The 15,519-nt window shown below is 56.7% G+C and carries 11 protein-coding genes and 2 pseudogenes; 9 read left to right on the forward strand and 4 right to left on the reverse strand.

Going from position 1 to position 15,519, the window contains the following annotated elements:
• Nucleotides 1-4 precede the first annotated feature (4 nt).
• The gene (locus CHU71_RS11820; RefSeq protein WP_147761175.1) at nucleotides 5-1,165 is read right to left on the reverse strand and encodes an RtcB family protein; all 1,161 of its coding nucleotides are present in this window, start codon (nucleotides 1,163-1,165) and stop codon (nucleotides 5-7) included.
• A gap of 591 nt (nucleotides 1,166-1,756) precedes the next feature.
• Nucleotides 1,757-2,983 (reverse strand): annotated as a pseudogene (locus CHU71_RS11825) (IS3 family transposase).
• Between the two features lie 576 nt (nucleotides 2,984-3,559).
• Here CHU71_RS11825 and CHU71_RS11830 point away from each other — a divergent pair.
• From CHU71_RS11830 to CHU71_RS11860, 5 genes and pseudogenes are all read left to right on the forward strand, one after another.
• Complete coding sequence (locus CHU71_RS11830; protein WP_161798068.1) at nucleotides 3,560-4,495, forward strand: ThiF family adenylyltransferase; 936 nt, start codon at nucleotides 3,560-3,562, stop codon at nucleotides 4,493-4,495.
• A 21-nt stretch (nucleotides 4,496-4,516) separates the two neighbouring features.
• Nucleotides 4,517-5,752, forward strand: a complete 1,236-nt coding sequence (locus tag CHU71_RS11835; RefSeq protein ID WP_049166652.1) for an MFS transporter — start codon at nucleotides 4,517-4,519, stop codon at nucleotides 5,750-5,752.
• 89 nt (nucleotides 5,753-5,841) lie between these two features.
• Nucleotides 5,842-7,078 (forward strand): annotated as a pseudogene (locus CHU71_RS11845) (IS3 family transposase).
• 172 nt (nucleotides 7,079-7,250) lie between these two features.
• Nucleotides 7,251-7,712 (forward strand): hypothetical protein, encoded by a 462-nt coding sequence (locus CHU71_RS12905; protein ID WP_166683710.1) that lies wholly within the window; start codon nucleotides 7,251-7,253, stop codon nucleotides 7,710-7,712.
• Between the two features lie 37 nt (nucleotides 7,713-7,749).
• Nucleotides 7,750-8,064: a hypothetical protein gene (locus CHU71_RS11860; RefSeq protein WP_147761177.1), complete on the forward strand. Its 315-nt coding sequence runs from the start codon at nucleotides 7,750-7,752 to the stop codon at nucleotides 8,062-8,064.
• 413 nt (nucleotides 8,065-8,477) lie between these two features.
• Here the strand turns inward: CHU71_RS11860 and CHU71_RS11865 are convergent, their stop codons facing one another.
• Nucleotides 8,478-8,786 (reverse strand): SDR family oxidoreductase, encoded by a 309-nt coding sequence (locus CHU71_RS11865; protein WP_147761257.1) that lies wholly within the window; start codon nucleotides 8,784-8,786, stop codon nucleotides 8,478-8,480.
• A gap of 74 nt (nucleotides 8,787-8,860) precedes the next feature.
• On the opposite strand from CHU71_RS11865, the gene CHU71_RS11870 reads away from it, so the two are divergent.
• Both CHU71_RS11870 and CHU71_RS11875 read left to right on the forward strand, forming a co-directional pair.
• Nucleotides 8,861-9,247: a hypothetical protein gene (locus tag CHU71_RS11870; protein WP_046645680.1), complete on the forward strand. Its 387-nt coding sequence runs from the start codon at nucleotides 8,861-8,863 to the stop codon at nucleotides 9,245-9,247.
• Between the two features lie 55 nt (nucleotides 9,248-9,302).
• Nucleotides 9,303-12,557, forward strand: a complete 3,255-nt coding sequence (locus tag CHU71_RS11875; RefSeq protein WP_187272090.1) for a DEAD/DEAH box helicase — start codon at nucleotides 9,303-9,305, stop codon at nucleotides 12,555-12,557.
• On the opposite strand, the gene CHU71_RS11880 is transcribed toward CHU71_RS11875, so the two are convergent.
• A complete protein-coding gene (locus CHU71_RS11880; RefSeq protein WP_147761179.1) occupies nucleotides 12,554-13,768 on the reverse strand; it encodes an ATP-binding protein in 1,215 nt (404 codons plus the stop codon). The two genes, CHU71_RS11875 and CHU71_RS11880, sit on opposite strands and share 4 nt — an antisense overlap.
• A gap of 155 nt (nucleotides 13,769-13,923) precedes the next feature.
• Here CHU71_RS11880 and CHU71_RS11885 point away from each other — a divergent pair, with 155 nt between their 5' ends.
• The gene (locus CHU71_RS11885; RefSeq protein ID WP_147761180.1) at nucleotides 13,924-15,006 is read left to right on the forward strand and encodes an alpha/beta hydrolase family protein; all 1,083 of its coding nucleotides are present in this window, start codon (nucleotides 13,924-13,926) and stop codon (nucleotides 15,004-15,006) included.
• A 38-nt stretch (nucleotides 15,007-15,044) separates the two neighbouring features.
• Nucleotides 15,045-15,503, forward strand: a complete 459-nt coding sequence (locus CHU71_RS11890; RefSeq protein ID WP_147761181.1) for an S-ribosylhomocysteine lyase — start codon at nucleotides 15,045-15,047, stop codon at nucleotides 15,501-15,503.
• The last annotated feature ends 16 nt before the right edge of the window (nucleotides 15,504-15,519 follow it).

Below are 15,519 nucleotides of genomic sequence, written 5' to 3' on the forward strand. Positions count from 1 at the left end.
CAGGTTAGGTGCCTTTAACGTTGAGTATCTGGCGCAGGGTGTGCTTGACCTCGACGAGCTGGGCGGCATCGGCCATCACGCGGTCGATGTCCTTGTAGGCGTCCGGAATCTCATCGACGAACTCGGCGCCGGGACGGTAGACGATGCCTTCCATGCGTGCGGCAAGGTCCGTCTCGGTGAAGCGGGCCTTGGCCTGGGTGCGAGACATAACGCGACCTGCGCCGTGCGGCGCGGACTTGAGTCCCGGCGCGTAGCCCTTGCCTTCCACGACGTAGCTGGCGGTGCCCATCGAGCCGGGGATGAGACCGCGGTCGCCCTCATCCGCCTTGATGGCGCCCTTGCGCGTGAGCCACACGTTCTTACCGTAGTGGTTCTCGCGCTGGGTGTAGTTGTGGTGGCAGTTGATGCGCTCGAGCTCGAGGTTCTCGCGATCCGCGCCGGCCCAGGTGGCGACGCAGTCGAGGAAGCGGTCCATCATCTCATCGCGATTGAGCAGCGCAAAGTGCTGTGCCCAGTGGAGATCCGCAATGTAGAAGTCGAACTCTTCCGTACCCTCGACGAGGTAGGCCAGGTCCTTGTCCGCGAGCTGGATCCAGTGCTTCTCGCAGTGGCGCTGCGCGGCCTTGATGTGCTTCTGCGCAATCTTGTTACCCACGCCGCGCGAGCCGGAGTGCAGGAACAGCCAGACGCGGTCTTCTTCGTCGAGGCAGAGCTCGATGAAGTGGTTGCCGCCGCCCAAGCTGCCCAGCTGCTGACGCCAGTGCTTCGAATGGCTGAGATCCACGCCGGTGTCCTGGGCCAGCTGCGCGAGCTCGCGCGTGCGGGCCTCAGTGCGCGGGTCCATGATCCAGCCGTTGTAGTTTCCGGGCGAGAGTGGAATGGAGTCTTCGACCGCGGTGCGCAGGTCCTCGAGAGCGAAGTCCTGGATATCCGCGCGTGTGAGGTGGGTCCGCACGGCAATCATGCCGCAACCGATGTCCACGCCGACGGCCGCCGGGATGACGGCACGCAGCGTGCCGAAGACGGTGCCGACCGAGGAGCCCTTGCCAAAGTGGGCATCAGGCATGAGCGCCACGTGTGGGTAGACGAAGGGCAGGTCAGCGACGAGTTGTGCCTGCGCCACCGTCTTGTTTTCAACAATGGAGGCGAAGTTGTGCAGGCGCATAAAAGAGCCTTTCTCTGCGTTTGCGTAACGCAGTTCGTGAGAAAGGGCCTGCTTTGGCGGCTGACTTATAGGTTTGCGCGCGGGTCGCGCGGCTGGCACCAACGTCCGGGATAAGCAGGGCCGCTTTCCCGGGAAATGGTCAAGTCAGCCTGTTAGAAGAGTTGCTTAAAGAAGCGTCCGAGCGGCTGATTGTTATAGGTCATCGTCGCGGTTCGCCTCCTTTGCGCTTTCTTGTTCTTCTTTCGGGCTGTTAGTGCTGCGTATGAGCCTACACGATGTACGCGATTTCTACATGCGATTGATGATGCAAGAAAATTCACCCAGCCACGAAAACCTGACACCGTCCATTCAACCGCATTCGCTGCCTGCTCATTTGTTCGTCCGTCTGGCGGGTGTCGTGCGCCGTGATAAGCTTCATTTAATCGTTCAGCCCGCCTCGACCTAGTCGAGAGTGGGCTGGATCTTTATCTGGGTTATGCAGCAAGATTGCGCTGGGTAAAACCGACGTCGTGGTCGCCGGCGGCATCGACGACGTGCAGGGCGAGTCCCTCCAAGGCGGGTTGAAGCGTCCTGGGTTTTGTTCCGTTTCTTTTACGGCCCTGTGTTGATGGGCTGGGTGAGATAGTACTCGGTTTCTACTTCCTGTGGGGTAGCGTAGTCCAAAGCTTCATGAAGCCGCTTGGTGTTCCACCAATGCACCCACCGCAAGGTGGCCAATTCGACTTCTCCGACCGACGTCCACGGGCCCCAGGCATGAATCAGTTCAGCCTTGTAGAGACCATTGACTGTTTCGGCTAGAGCATTGTCATAAGAATCGCCGACTGTTCCCACACTCGGACGGATTCCGGATTCCGCTAGCGCAGCGGAATACTTCAGTGACACATACTGGCTGCCCCGATCACTATGGTGAATTAACTGGTTTCCATGGATTCGCCCTGCAGTCGTTAACGCATGCTCCAAAGCCTCCATGGGCAGCGCATCGGTACACATCGTCGAGCGTGTAGCAACACCAACAATTTTTCGGCTGAATACATCCACGACAAACGCGGTATAGGCGAATCCTGACAGGGTGCGAACGTAGGTAATGTCGGCAACCCACAACCTGCCTGGTGCCTGCGCACGGAAGTTTCGGCACACAAGGTCCAGGCGATGATCCGGTGCCTTCGGGCTAATCGTTGTCACTGGGGTTCGCCCACGTCGGCGGCCGGAAACACCTGCGAGTTTCATCAGTCGTGCAGTCTTATCGCGACCAATATGAAAGCCTTCACGGTTCATCGCGTACCACATTTTGCGGATGCCGTAGACCGAGAAATTCTGCTCATGCACACGCTGTATCTCTGGGATAAGCAGGCTATCGCTTAAGGCCCTTGCGCTGGGAACACGAGTGGTCGCCTTGCGGTAGCCGCGTGAAGTAATGAATCCACGATCTGCTTGTTTAAGGACTCGGCAGATGGCCTCGACCCCAAACTGATCTTTATACGTGTCGATGTAGGAGATCATTTGGTCGTGGGTCGGTCGAGTTCCGCTGCGAAAAAAGCCGAAGCAGTCTTAAGAATCCCGTTTGCTCGTTTCAGTTCGCGGTTTTCACGACGCAGACGCCCCAAGCTCTTCTTCCATTGTTTCGCCGCCTGAAGCGTCAGAGTCATCACGTACTGAAGCGCTGTCACGGTACCAAGCCCGCAACGTGTGGTGAGATACTCCAAGGAGCTCACCGACCTCCGTATAGGCGCGTTGCAGTGAGCAAGACTCCAGGCGGACCATTTCGATGATCTGATGGACCGCCTTCTCCTTGAACTCGACGGAATACTTTCTAGGCATAGTTCAATCCTTCCTTAGCTGAGGTAGGAACTAAACCCAGGACGCTTCATTTTAACGTCATAACACTAACACCAAAACACCACTCAATCACCGCAATCATTGGGCAAGTTGGCCATAGTCAAAGCTGTGACCCTGGAAATTCGAAAGACGTCACAGCAACAAACCACCACCCCAGACAACCTTCACATGAGATGCCTTTTAAACATTATAAAATATGTCATACGTTCACCCCTTAGAGATTTAAATTATATTTTTCATTGACTATGCTTTGGATCACTGCTACCTTTTCTGTAACTTCACTCATGAAAGGAGGAGGCCAATGTCATTCGATTTTGAAGTGATTTCCACCCAGAATCTGATGGAAGCCCACCGCGTTGGACAGGCATAAAACATCAGACAACCACGGGGACCTGAATACATTCGGGCCCCCTTTTTACTTTAGGGAGAACAATGTCCTTGATATCATTCCGGACCGCCCATGAAGTTAGGCCTCTAGGGGATGGCAGGTCAGTTGTTGGATCAAACACGGCAGGAATCGGCCACTATGTCCAGGATCCAGACCACCATCTCCAAAAATTGAATAAAATTTTGAACGGCACCCTAAATCAGCAAGAAGCTACCGAACAGATCGCTAAGCAAACGGGAATTTCTCCCTTTAATGCACATACTCTGCTGGAGAAGCTAATCCAGCTAGGACACATTGAGGCCATTTCTCAACCCAACTTAACCCCAGAACAACAGACTCGTTTTTCTCGCAGTACTGCTCTCTACTCATGGCTAGGCGGATTTGGGAAATTTGATCGATGGGCTCCTCAAGAAATTATCTGCTCGTCGAGCATTTGCATTTTAGGGGCCGGAGGCATTGGATCTAGCATCGCGTTACAGATGGTCGCAAGTGGAATAGGAAAAATAACTCTCGTTGATTTTGACACTGTCGAGTTGTCCAACCTGAATCGACAAATTGCTTATTCGGAAAAATCTATCGGCAAATTAAAGACTGATGAACTCAAAAATAGGATTAGAGAGTTAAATAGCGATTGCTCAGTACGTACGATCGAGCGAAAAATTGAAGGAGTAGAGGAATTAATTCCCATTTTCAAGGAAGTAGATCTAGTTATAAGAGCAATCGACAACCCACCCGAATCGGCATATTGGGTATCAGAAGCCGCAATAGCCACCAAAAAGCCCTGGATTGACTGCAGCTACGCCGGGCCGATGGCGGTTTGTGCGACTTTTGTCCCCGGAACGACAGGGTGCTACCGATGCCTTCGAGAAAGTGAAAAACAACGGCTGCAACAGAATAATACTTCTGGACTCTACGAGGAAACCCCTGTTGGAATTAACGCTGCGATAGCACCTATCGTGTCAATAGCCAGTGCATTGGCTTCACTCGAAGCCTTAAGGTTCTTAGTCTCAAGAACCAACTTATCTATGGGCAAAGTTCTACATCAAAACCTTGCAGACTATTCAAATCAATATTCCATTGATTTCCCCTCGTCTTGCCAACATTAGCCTTCATGAAAGGACTAAGAAATGGCCACCTTAATGAGTATTCCTGGCTATCGCCGCTTAGTCGGAACAATGGCGTTCAACCAAACTGGTTATGCAATGGCTTCAGTAATAGTTCCACTATTGATTTTTGACATAAGCAAAAACGCCACACTGGCAGGATCAGTATCAGCTTTTGGAACAGGTTCGCTTATTCTTTTGAGCCTGTTTGCCGGTGCATTAACAGATAAGTTTCATCCCTCAGTAGTGCTAAAACGAGTTACTCTCGCTCAAACGATCATTTGGATCAGCATTGCTCTCATGCTCTCCTTTAGTGATCTTCCGTTACTCCCCATAGTTTTATGCATCGTTCTCGCTTCCGCGCTCTCTGCATTCGACGCACCAAGCGAACAAAGTCTCATCAAGCAGATGGTCCCTACAAGCGATCTAGGTACAGCAAATGCTATCGCGCATGGACGTGAATCCACTGCGGAAGTTTTCGGCGGACCGAGCGCCGGACTTCTTTACGGTTTAAACCCCCACTTAGCTCTTTTTGTCCAGGGAGCATTCCATGCCATCGCCTGCGCTCTCGTTCCTCGAAAGCCTAATTCAGCGTCAGCAAATCTGCTACCCGAAGAACACGACACAAATGTTTCTGTTCTAAAGTCCTCGACTGATGGGTTCCGTTTTGTATTTAGCCACACAGGGCTGCGCGCAATCACTCTCGTGGCAGCCGTTGCCAACATTCCAATGTCAGCTTTTATCTTGGTGCTGATTTTTTCATACCGCGCTACAGGAGAATCTGCATTCATTATCGGTTTGATTTCAGCATCTTTTGGATCCGGTGTCATCGTAGGTTCTTTTTTGGCCAGCAAGCTAGCAGAGGTTGTACCACTAGGAAAACTTGGCACTATAGCTTTACTTACCTTCACAATAAGCCTTATTGTGCTTACCACACTACATAGCAATACGGTCGCCACCATCATTGCTTTGTTTATCGCGGGTCTACCCCTAGCGTCTTTTAATACTGCAATTGGGGCTTTTACTGCCGCCATTACCCCTGACTACCGAATGGGCGCAGTAACCACAGCTTCTACCATTCCTGGAATATTTCTCATGCCATTCGGAGCATTTCTCGCTGGCTTTGGATTTGAGCACTGGGGGGCTTCAACAACACTCGGACTCATTTCAACAATCGCGCTCATTGCCACCATGATGACGCTAACCTCAGCGGTTCGCGGAATACCATTGCTATCTCAACTCGACGAAGTTCAATCCTGATAGTTCCACTCTGCACTGTAATGCTCTTAAAATAAGGATTGAAGTGTCCCAGGTTTTGTTCCGTTTGAGTAGATGGGAAAATCTGGAACATGCCAAGAAAATTTGATCAGGATGCGAAGGACCGCGTCGTTCGCTTGGTGGAGGATCGCATCCTGGCGGAGAGAATTTCGACGCAGGAAGCATGCAAGATCGTGGCACCAAAGCTGGGCGTCTCGTGGCACACAGCGAGGCAATGGACGCAGGCCGCTCGACGCGAGGGACGTGTTGTGGAATCAATGCCCGAGGACCTTGCTGCAGAGAACGCACGGTTACGTCGAGAAAATCACCAGCTGCGCGACACCAACGAGTTGTTGAAAGCCGCTTCGGCTTTTTTCGCATCCGAACTCGACTGAGAAACGTTAAGAAATGATCCGGTTCATTGATGAGTATCGGAATCGTTTCTCAGTCGAGTTCATCTGCCAGACGTTAAACACGCATCGCGAAGGCGGTTTTTTTAGCTCGCGTGGGTACCGCCAATCCAAGGCCCGGGGCTTAAGCGCCCGCGCTCTTCGCGACGCTGCCCTTGTAGAGCATATTCGCGACGTTCACGCTGAAAATTACGGTGTTTACGGGGTGCGGAAAATGTGGCATGCTCTTCGCCGTGAAGGAATTGATATCGGGCGTGAACAAACCGCTCGGTTGATGCGCCTGGCCGGTATTTCTGGCAAAGGCAAAGGCAGATCACCTATCACAACCCGAAGAGCTAACGTGCCTGATCTGCGCCCGGACTTGGTCGAGCGTGAATTCAAAGCTCAGGGTCCAAATAAGCTGTGGGTGGCCGACATTACGTATGTGCGCACGAAGAAAGGCTTTGTGTACGCCGCGTTTGTCACCGACGTTTACTCCCGCCGGATCGTTGGGTGGGCGTTATCAGACTCAATGCGGACTGAAGCACTGCCGCTGCAAGCTCTCAACCAAGCGATCGTGTGTGCTGAGGAAACAACAGGTCTCATTCACCATTCGGATCACGGGTCCCAGTACGTCAGCGTGGTCTACAACGAGCGACTAGCCCAGCACGGTATTGCCGCTTCCACTGGGACGGTTGGCGACTCCTACGACAATGCTCTTGCTGAAAACGTAAACGGCTCCTACAAGAACGAGCTAATCCATACTCGCAGGTGGGATGATGTTGTCGAGGTAGAAATCGCGACGTTCGAGTGGGTGTCATGGTGGAACGAGACAAGGCTCCACCAAAGCTTGGGATACCGAACCCCGGTTGAGGTGGAAACCGATTTTTGGAAGCAGACCCCGCCACAGGAAATAATAACGATCAAGGCAAATGCCTAGGAACAAAACTCGGGGCACTTCATATTCCACATTTGCCGATTTCTATCAGATAGGTATTACTGCGGCGAAAGGCTACCGACCGCGGTACAAGGCGAATGTTGAAAAGGCCGTGGATATTGCCCAGCAATGGTGCGTAGAATACCTCGACGACCAGTAGTTCTACAGTTTCGACATGCTCAATAAAGCACTCGAGGACCAAAGCGATTTCATCAACGATCGCCGTCCCTACCGCGGGCAGGATATCTCTCGTCGCCAGTTGTTTGAAGACCATGAGCAACAGCTGCTGCGCCCGTTGCCCGACCGGCGGTGGTCGTGGTCGCGGTGGAAGAAGTCCAAGGTCGCAATGAACTACCACATCCGGATCGCCAATCACTGGTATTCAGTGCCGTGGAAGCTAATGGAAACTGGTGCGGCCCAGGACACAGTGGTCCGGGTGCCCCAATCAATACTCTCGACTCTCTCTGCCAAAAGCATGATAAATGCTATGGTTCGCGAGGATACTTCGCTTGCTCATGCGACAGGGAGCTGGTTCAAGGAATTCGTAAAAACCGGGGCAAATTCAATGGAATCGGAGAAAACGCGATGGCCCTTGCTATTGCTACATATTTCAATTCCGCCCCGTGCAATCCATTAGCATAGTGGGTCCCCAACGGTCCAGGAAGGAGAAAGAAATGAACAGGCACAAAAGCAACAAGAGCCTAAAGTTAAGTAAACTTCTCTCAGCTTTACTCTCAACAACTGCGATTGCGTTCCCGTATCTTTTTCCTTCCATTTTTCCGGAAGGGACCATGCCGTACTTCATCATTACCGTACCCATAGGTGTAGCAGCTGGAGCCCTTGCATACAAAAGCCAATCGTGGTTGCTTGTTGCATTTTCTATTCTTGCCGGATTATCCCCTCTACTGTTCGCTTGGATAATTTGGGTTGTTATCAAGATCATATATTTTGTCACGGGCGGGCGCTTACCCAGCGCTGAATGGCTCTAAAGATTTCAGAGCCGCAGCACACCCTCGGCAAACAAAATATGCATGAAATTTCCAGATCCCGCGCCCCTACTGCGGTGCGGGCTTTCCGCAGCTTTAACCGTAAAGGTGTCAAAGTGAACTGCTCCCCATAATCCGGACTGAAAAATCAGAAACCAGATTGTGGGGAGTTTTTCTATGCATCCAGCAGCAAGTTGAGCCAGGCTCAGCGTGAACAAGCAGTGGAACTATTTGAGCAGGGCTATGGCGCTAGAGCGGTCTCTAATCCTCTCGTCTCATACGCTTCGCTAGGTCTATCCTCCCCGGACGCGGCTGCCCTACTTTCGCCCTCATCACCAAGCTCTGGCGAACAGCACATGTCATGTCAGCGCACCTAAGTTTTCCAACGATCATTTCACGGATAGTCGACCTGCGGTTTAGTGGAAGACCATGCCGCCGTCGACGATGATGGTCTGGCCGGTGATGTAGTCAGAGTCAGGACCAGCGAGGAATCCGATGCTCTTGGCGACGTCCTCGGATTCGAAGAGGCGCCCCAAGGAGATGTCCTTGGTGAACTGCTCCCAGCCCCACTCGGCGGGCTTGCCAGCGTTTTCTGCGAGCTCCTCGGCCAGTCCCTTCATGATCAGAGTACGCACGATGCCCGGCGCGATTCGGGCGGCGGCACGCGAGGGGGCATCGGCAGCGCTGACGGCGCATACGGAATGCTCGGATTCGGCGCAGCACACGCAACGTACGCGCAGATGAAGGTCCTCTTTCGAATCCCACAACGCCGCAGCAGGGGCGCCAGTATGATGAGAGAATGTCTGCTCTCACTTGCTCGGCACGGCTCGCCCAGGCCGCCGCCGCCTCATTCCTTGCCCTCGCGGCGCTCGCCCCGACTACGGCGTCCGCTCAAGAAGCTACACCGCTGCCTGCACTGTCCTCGACAAGCCTCACCGAGGTCATCGACTCCTATGCGGGCGCGTCCATGTTTATCAATATCAATGCCGGCTATCGGGTCATTCATCCCACGAGTCCCGCCGAGGAGCAGCTCATCCGCTGCATGGATTCGGTACCCAGCAGCTCGCGGGACCGCTGGAGCACGGCCGGCATGATGAGCAGTTATGCCGCGGGCTGGTGGTGCATTTTGAGCAACCCGCAGCTCTCTCTAGCGTTAGATAGGCACATCGCTCGCCCCATGAATTAGCAGCGCTTTCGCCGTCAGCGACCTCGTGTCGGCACCCTCCCGTAGCATGTGCGGTATGAGGACCGAGACACTCAATAACTTCGTAGACCCGCGGGTCGTCCAGCGCGGGGTTGCGCTGGCCACGCAGAATGCCGCGCGCATCGAGTCCGTCGAGGCTGCCCGAGGCGAGGGCGCCAAGGTGTCGGGCTATTGCACCGGGTCGCGTGGGGACGAGTACTTCGTCACGGTCGACTACACGCTGGGCACCGACGGTGTGGTCACGGCATTTAACTCGTGGTGCGCGTGCCCATATGGCGAGCGGTGCAAGCATGCGGTGGCGCTGGCGCTCAAGCACCACCTTGACTATCGCGAGATAGGCAAGCGCGAGCCGTTGGGCGCGTTCGGCGAGTTTGTTGACCACCTTGTGGAGCGCACGGACAGCTTCCGCGAAACACAGGAGGTGCTCAGCGAAGTACTGGGGTGGGAACGGCGCCGCCGGCCTGTACGACGCGAGCCGACGTGGCAGGAATTGTTAGAGGAATACCTGCCTGTGGAATCCGCAGAGTCCTCGGCCGCCACGCCAGTCGCGGTGGTCTTCGAGACCGACTTTGACGTTGTGGGGGATCATGCGGTGCTGCGCAACCTCAGCGTCACCGGCGGCCGACCGCGTAAAAACGGACGCGGGTGGGTGAGCTCTGACATGACGCTGACTAAGCTGCAGAACGGCACCGGTCATCCCGTCGCAGAACGAGACCGCGACCGACTCATTGAAATTCTTTCCGAGGCTGGTTCTTACGACATTCATAGCCAGCCTCAGTCATTGCGGAGTCTCCGCAGTCCCAAGTTCTTTGCGCTTCTCGACGAAGCCCAGGAGCACGGCATCGAGCTCACCACGGCAGACGGAGGGCTCGTCATCCTCCATGAAGAGCCGCTCACCCCAACCGTGTACGTCACCGAGAATGATGAGGGGCTGCGCATGGACGCCGCGATCGTAGAGTCCGGCGACCATCCCCCACTCATTCTGGGATATGAGGCGCGCGGTGCGGCATGGTTCGATGATGACGGGTACCTGAACCTGGGACGCTTCCGGCACCGCGCACCAGCGGAATGGCAGCGCCTACGGGAAGCCCGCCGCCCCATCACGGTGCCGCCGGAGGGCCGCGCCGAATTCGAAGAGAAGTTCCTGCCGCGACTGCGTGCAACCGGGTGGAGCAGTCCGGACGAGTCGTTTGTGCCCACGCCACCGGCACCGCCCGTGGTGCGGGCGTTTGTCACGGCCACGGCCCACCTGTTGCGCGGGGCCGTCGAGTTCCGCTTCGCCTACTCCAACGGGCGCACGTACGCGCTGGGGACGGAAGCGGACCCGACGCGCAACGGGGAATCGGAAAGCGAGCTGCTGGCGGGCCTGGAAGGCTTCAACCTCACGGACCGCGAGATGATCGGCGCAGAACTCATGGAATTCCTGCATGAGACGCTGCCGCAGCTGGAAGCCGCGGATGTCGATGCACGGTTGTCGCCCGGCGCGCGGGAGCTCCTCGGGCTGGAGGCGGCCGAGTCCATCGATCTCCACGCGGGACTCAAGGGCCAGGACAAGGACTGGCTCGACTTGTCGATGGAAGTCCGTGTCGACGGGCAGGGCGTGCCGCTCGCGGAGGTCATCCGAGCGCTGCGTTCGCAGGCGCGCATCCTCATCGTGAACGGGCACTACGCACACCTCGACTCCCCGCAGTTCGATAAGTTCGCGCAGCTCCTCGAGGACGCGCAGGGGCTTTCCGACGCCCGCCGCAACGCCGTCCGCGTGCCGAAGACGCGCGTGGACTGGTGGGAGCAGCTGGGCGAGCTCGACGCGCTCCAGGTCGATGAGCGCGCGTGGCTCGACAAGGTCGTGGCAGCAGCGCACACGGAGCTGCCCTCGTTCGACGTGCCGGCTGCGTTGGACGCGACGCTGCGCCCATACCAGGAAGACGGTTTCCGCTGGCTGGCAAGCCTGCGGCGGCGTGGATTCGGCGGCGTGTTGGCTGACGACATGGGCTTGGGCAAGACCATCCAGATTTTGTCGATGATCCTCGATTCTGGCGCCGGTCCCTGGTTGGTCGTGGCGCCGACGTCCGTGGTTTCCAACTGGAAGGCCGAGGCCGCGAAATTCGCGCCGTCACTGCGGGTGGCGGTGGTGGAAGCGACGGTGAAACGACGCCAGGATTCTCTGGCATCTCTGACGGAGTCTGCGGATGTGCTCGTCACCTCGTATACGCTTCTGCGTCTCGAGGCATCCGAGTACCAGGCATTGGGCGTGGCGGGCGTGGTTCTCGACGAGGCACAGAACGTGAAGAACCCGACATCCAAGATCTACGCAGCGGTGCGCGACCTGCAGGCGCCGGTGCTCTACGCGGTGACGGGTACACCGATTGAGAACTCGCTCAAAGACGCATGGAGCCAATTCTCCCTCGCCGCGCCCGGTTTGTTGGGGAGCTTCCAGCAGTTCCGTGAACGTTTCGAAAAGCCCATCGCAGGCAACGACACAGAGCTGTCCAAGACGCGCATGGCGGAGCTGCGCCGCCGCGTCGAGCCGTTCCTGCTGCGTCGGCGCAAAGCTGACGTCGCGCTCGACCTGCCGCCCATCCAAGAGCAGGTCGTGCCGGTGGAGCTCGCGCCCGCGCACCGCAACCTGTACGACGTGCACCTCGCCCGCGAGCGCCAGCGCGTGCTTCACCTGCTCACCGAGGATCCCGAGTCCAACCGCGTCGAGGTGCTCGCCGCGCTCACCCGTCTGCGCCAGCTCGCGATTTCGCCGACGCTCGTGGAACCCGAGTCCGGTGCACCCAGCTCCAAGCTCGACGCGATGACGGGGCTCCTGCGCGACATCCTAGCCGAGGAACACCGCGTACTCATCTTCAGTCAGTTCACGAGCTACCTCGCGGAGATTCGTGCCCGCCTCGAGGCCGAGGGAGTCTCCTTCTCCTACCTCGACGGCGGCACGCGCGACCGCGACGCCGCGATCCGCGCGTTCACGGAAGGTAACACGCAGGTCTTCCTCATTAGCTTGAAGGCCGGCGGCGTGGGCCTCAACCTCACGCAGGCGGACTACGTCATCGTCGCTGACCCATGGTGGAATCCGGCAGCGGAGGCCCAGGCCATCGACCGCGCCCACCGCATTGGCCAGACGCAGCCCGTCACGGTCTATCGGCTGGTCTCCGCGAACACCATCGAGGACAAGGTCGTCGCCCTCCAGGACACCAAGCGCGCGCTGTCCAGCGCCTTCCTCGAGCCCACCGGTTCCGCGACCGGCGGGGCAGCGCTCGATGCAGCGGCGATTAGGGACCTGCTGGCCTAACGCAACGGGGCGCCGTCGAGGAAATCAGCGGCATGGAGATGTACTACCTCTCCAGTGTTCAGAGGCATTGCATCGAATGTGAGGAGAATGCAATGGCTGCCAGCGGGCAGGCCACGGAAGGAAGACAGCTCCCGATGCAGCGTCTTATCATCCAAGGCCGTGAGCGCGACCTGCACATAATAGCGTTCCTTATCCCGCGTCACCACGAAGTCGACTTCTCCCTGCGGCGCATTTCCAACTGCAACCGAGAACCCCCGCCGAAGCAGCTCGAGATAGACCATATTTTCCAGATCGTGCCCGGCATTCGACGAGTTCGCTCCAAGTAACACGTCACGCAGTCCTGGGTCGACAAAATAATACTTGGCACCGCCTTTGAGATGTGCTTTCCCACGGACATCAAAGCGGTCACAGCGATAGAGCATGTGCGCATCGATCAAAAGACCGAGGTACCGCTCCACCGTTGGTTGCGTCGTTTTTGCGCCCGCAGATGTCAGGTAATTGGCAATCTTGTGTGCCGACAGCTGCGAGCCCACATTATCGAATACGAATCTCGCGACCCTCATGAAGATGTCAGGATCTTTAATTGCACCTCGCAGTGCAATGTCGCGCGCGAAAATAGAGTCGAAAATGGCGTTGTTGATCTCCGGTCGGATTTTCGGAGATCCTGCTTGCGCCGCGGCTGGCAACGTACCGCGCATCCATTCCGCGTAACGAGCCGAAGGCTGAGAAGGAGCTTCCGGAGCGAAAGAGGAGTACTCATGAAGCGAAAGAGGAAACATCTCCAGCTGTATATAACGCCCAGCTAGGTATGTAAGTCCCTCGCCCACGAACATGGAAGCATTCGAACCCGTCACCGTGATGGTGAGATTCTCGTGAAGCCGCAGCGAGTTAATAACCTGTGACCAATCGTCGAGCTCCTGAACCTCATCCACATGAAGATGCGTCGCCCCCGTTGCTGCAATTCGTGCCGTCATTTCCTCGTGAAACCGCTGGGCTTCACGAAGCCCCAGAGTGGAAAAATCCTCAAAGTTGACAGAAACGACCTTTTCAGAACCAACGTGTTGCTTATAAAGCTCCAGTAGAGACGACTTTCCCGAACGTCGCACACCACTTATTACTCTCACCATACCCTTAGTCGCCGGATCCGCGTCCCAATCCACCAATGTCTGCAGGTAGTCCTTGCGGGTGCGAAGTTCATGTGCGCGAGTCATGACTTAAAGTTTAGTTCAGATTTTCACCAATGGCGACAACAATTTAAAGTTAACTTTAGTTTTCTTCCCATTCCGGATGGAATTTAAAGTTAACTTTGGTAATGTTGCTATGCTGCCATTAGGAAAGAACCCCGCCACCGGCTACATTCGTTGCCATGCCTCTTACTTTCTCCCGCGCGGCTGCAGCCTGCGCTACTGTGCTCCTTGCTGCGTCGACCGCCGCCCCGGCGCTCGCACAGTCCTCGAACTTCGCGCCTTCGGAAGTCCTGTCTGGACTCGCCCCGGGATTTGAGCCTTCGCAATTCCCGCAAGGCTCCTCAACGGTGCTGCCCAAGGTGGACGGTACAAATGTCCCGACCACGGATGGCTCGGGCGCGCGCTTGGTCGAGACCCGACACATCGAAAAGAACGTCTACCAAATCGACATCTACTCGCCGTCGATGGACCGCGTCATCACGAATTACTACTTGAAGCCTTCTGTTGACGGACCGCGCCCGACGGTCTACCTCATGCAGGGCTCCGAGGGTGGCGAGTTCGGCTCCACCTGGTACACCCAGACCAACTATGAGGACTTCTTTGCGGACAAGCCGGTCAACGTTGTCTCCGCCGTCGGTGGCCGGGGCTCCCAGTTCGCGGACTGGCGCCGCACGGACAAGGAATTCGGCATGAACAAGTGGGTGACGTACTACTCGCAGGAGCTTCCCTACGTCATGGAGCATGAGTTCCACGGCGACGGACGCTCCGCCATCGCGGGCTTGTCCATGTCGGGCTCGGCGGCGCTCAACATCGCGGCAAAGTCGAACGGTAAATTCTCCGCCGCTCTGGGTTTCTCGCCGTACCCGGCGCCATCGTCCGTCATCGGCCGAGCGTTTAACACGGTCATGACCGCGCGCCTGGGCGGCGACCTCGTTAACGCCTTCGGCTGGTCGGATGACCCGGCGTGGGATGACAACGATCCGTCCGCGCACCCGGAGCGCCTGCGCGGCATCAAGGTGTGGGTGACCACCGGAAACGGCACGCCCATGACAAAGGATCCGTACGACGTCGACGACTTCCAGGAGATGCTCGCCGAGACAGTCTCGCGCCCCATGACGGATCAGTTCGTGGCCAAGGCCCGCGCCGCCGGCGTGGACATCACCTACGCACGCGAGAACTACGGCTCGCACTCTTATGAGTTCTTCGAGCATCAACTGCCGAAGGCGTGGTCGCAGGCCATCGCCCCGGGACTGGGACTTTAAATCGGGCTTCGCGGAAGTCGAACGATAGACTCGATCCCATGACAAAGAGCAACGTGGAATCCTTTGAACTCGACCACCGCCTGGTCAAGGCCCCGTACGTACGCGTGGCCAAACGCGAGCGCCTCAGCGACGACGTGGAGATCATCAAGTATGACCTGCGTTTTTGCCAGCCCAACGAGGAGCACCTAGAGATGCCTACGGTGCACTCCATTGAGCACATGATGGCCAACTTTATGCGTGACTACACGGATAAGCTCATCGGCTTCGCACCGATGGGCTGCCAGACCGGCTTCTACGCCATTACGTACAACATGGAGCAGGACGAGCTGCTCAACGCACTCGAGCACGGTCTCAACGATATCCTCAACGCCACCGAGGTTCCGGCCGCCAACGAACGCCAGTGCGGCTGGGGCGCCAGCCACTGTCTTGAGGGCGCACAGGCCGCTGCCCGCGAGTACCTCGCGCACAAGGACGAGTGGCTCGAGGCTATGGCTTAATCTTTATCCGCGGGCC

It is taken from the genome of Corynebacterium sp. LK14 (assembly GCF_008042215.1).
Taxonomy (GTDB): Bacteria; Actinomycetota; Actinomycetes; order Mycobacteriales; family Mycobacteriaceae; genus Corynebacterium; species Corynebacterium striatum.

Excerpts from the sequence above, each read along its gene's own strand:
- CHU71_RS11820 (WP_147761175.1), bottom strand. The coding sequence starts at position 1,165 with ATGCGCCTGCACAACTTCGCCTCCATTGTTGAAAACAAGACGGTGGCG.
- CHU71_RS11835 (WP_049166652.1), top strand. The coding sequence starts at position 4,517 with ATGGCCACCTTAATGAGTATTCCTGGCTATCGCCGCTTAGTCGGAACA.
- CHU71_RS12905 (WP_166683710.1), top strand. The coding sequence starts at position 7,251 with ATGCTCAATAAAGCACTCGAGGACCAAAGCGATTTCATCAACGATCGC.
- CHU71_RS11860 (WP_147761177.1), top strand. The coding sequence starts at position 7,750 with ATGAACAGGCACAAAAGCAACAAGAGCCTAAAGTTAAGTAAACTTCTC.
- CHU71_RS11870 (WP_046645680.1), top strand. The coding sequence starts at position 8,861 with ATGTCTGCTCTCACTTGCTCGGCACGGCTCGCCCAGGCCGCCGCCGCC.
- CHU71_RS11875 (WP_187272090.1), top strand. The coding sequence starts at position 9,303 with ATGAGGACCGAGACACTCAATAACTTCGTAGACCCGCGGGTCGTCCAG.
- CHU71_RS11880 (WP_147761179.1), bottom strand. The coding sequence starts at position 13,768 with ATGACTCGCGCACATGAACTTCGCACCCGCAAGGACTACCTGCAGACA.
- CHU71_RS11885 (WP_147761180.1), top strand. The coding sequence starts at position 13,924 with ATGCCTCTTACTTTCTCCCGCGCGGCTGCAGCCTGCGCTACTGTGCTC.
- CHU71_RS11890 (WP_147761181.1), top strand. The coding sequence starts at position 15,045 with ATGACAAAGAGCAACGTGGAATCCTTTGAACTCGACCACCGCCTGGTC.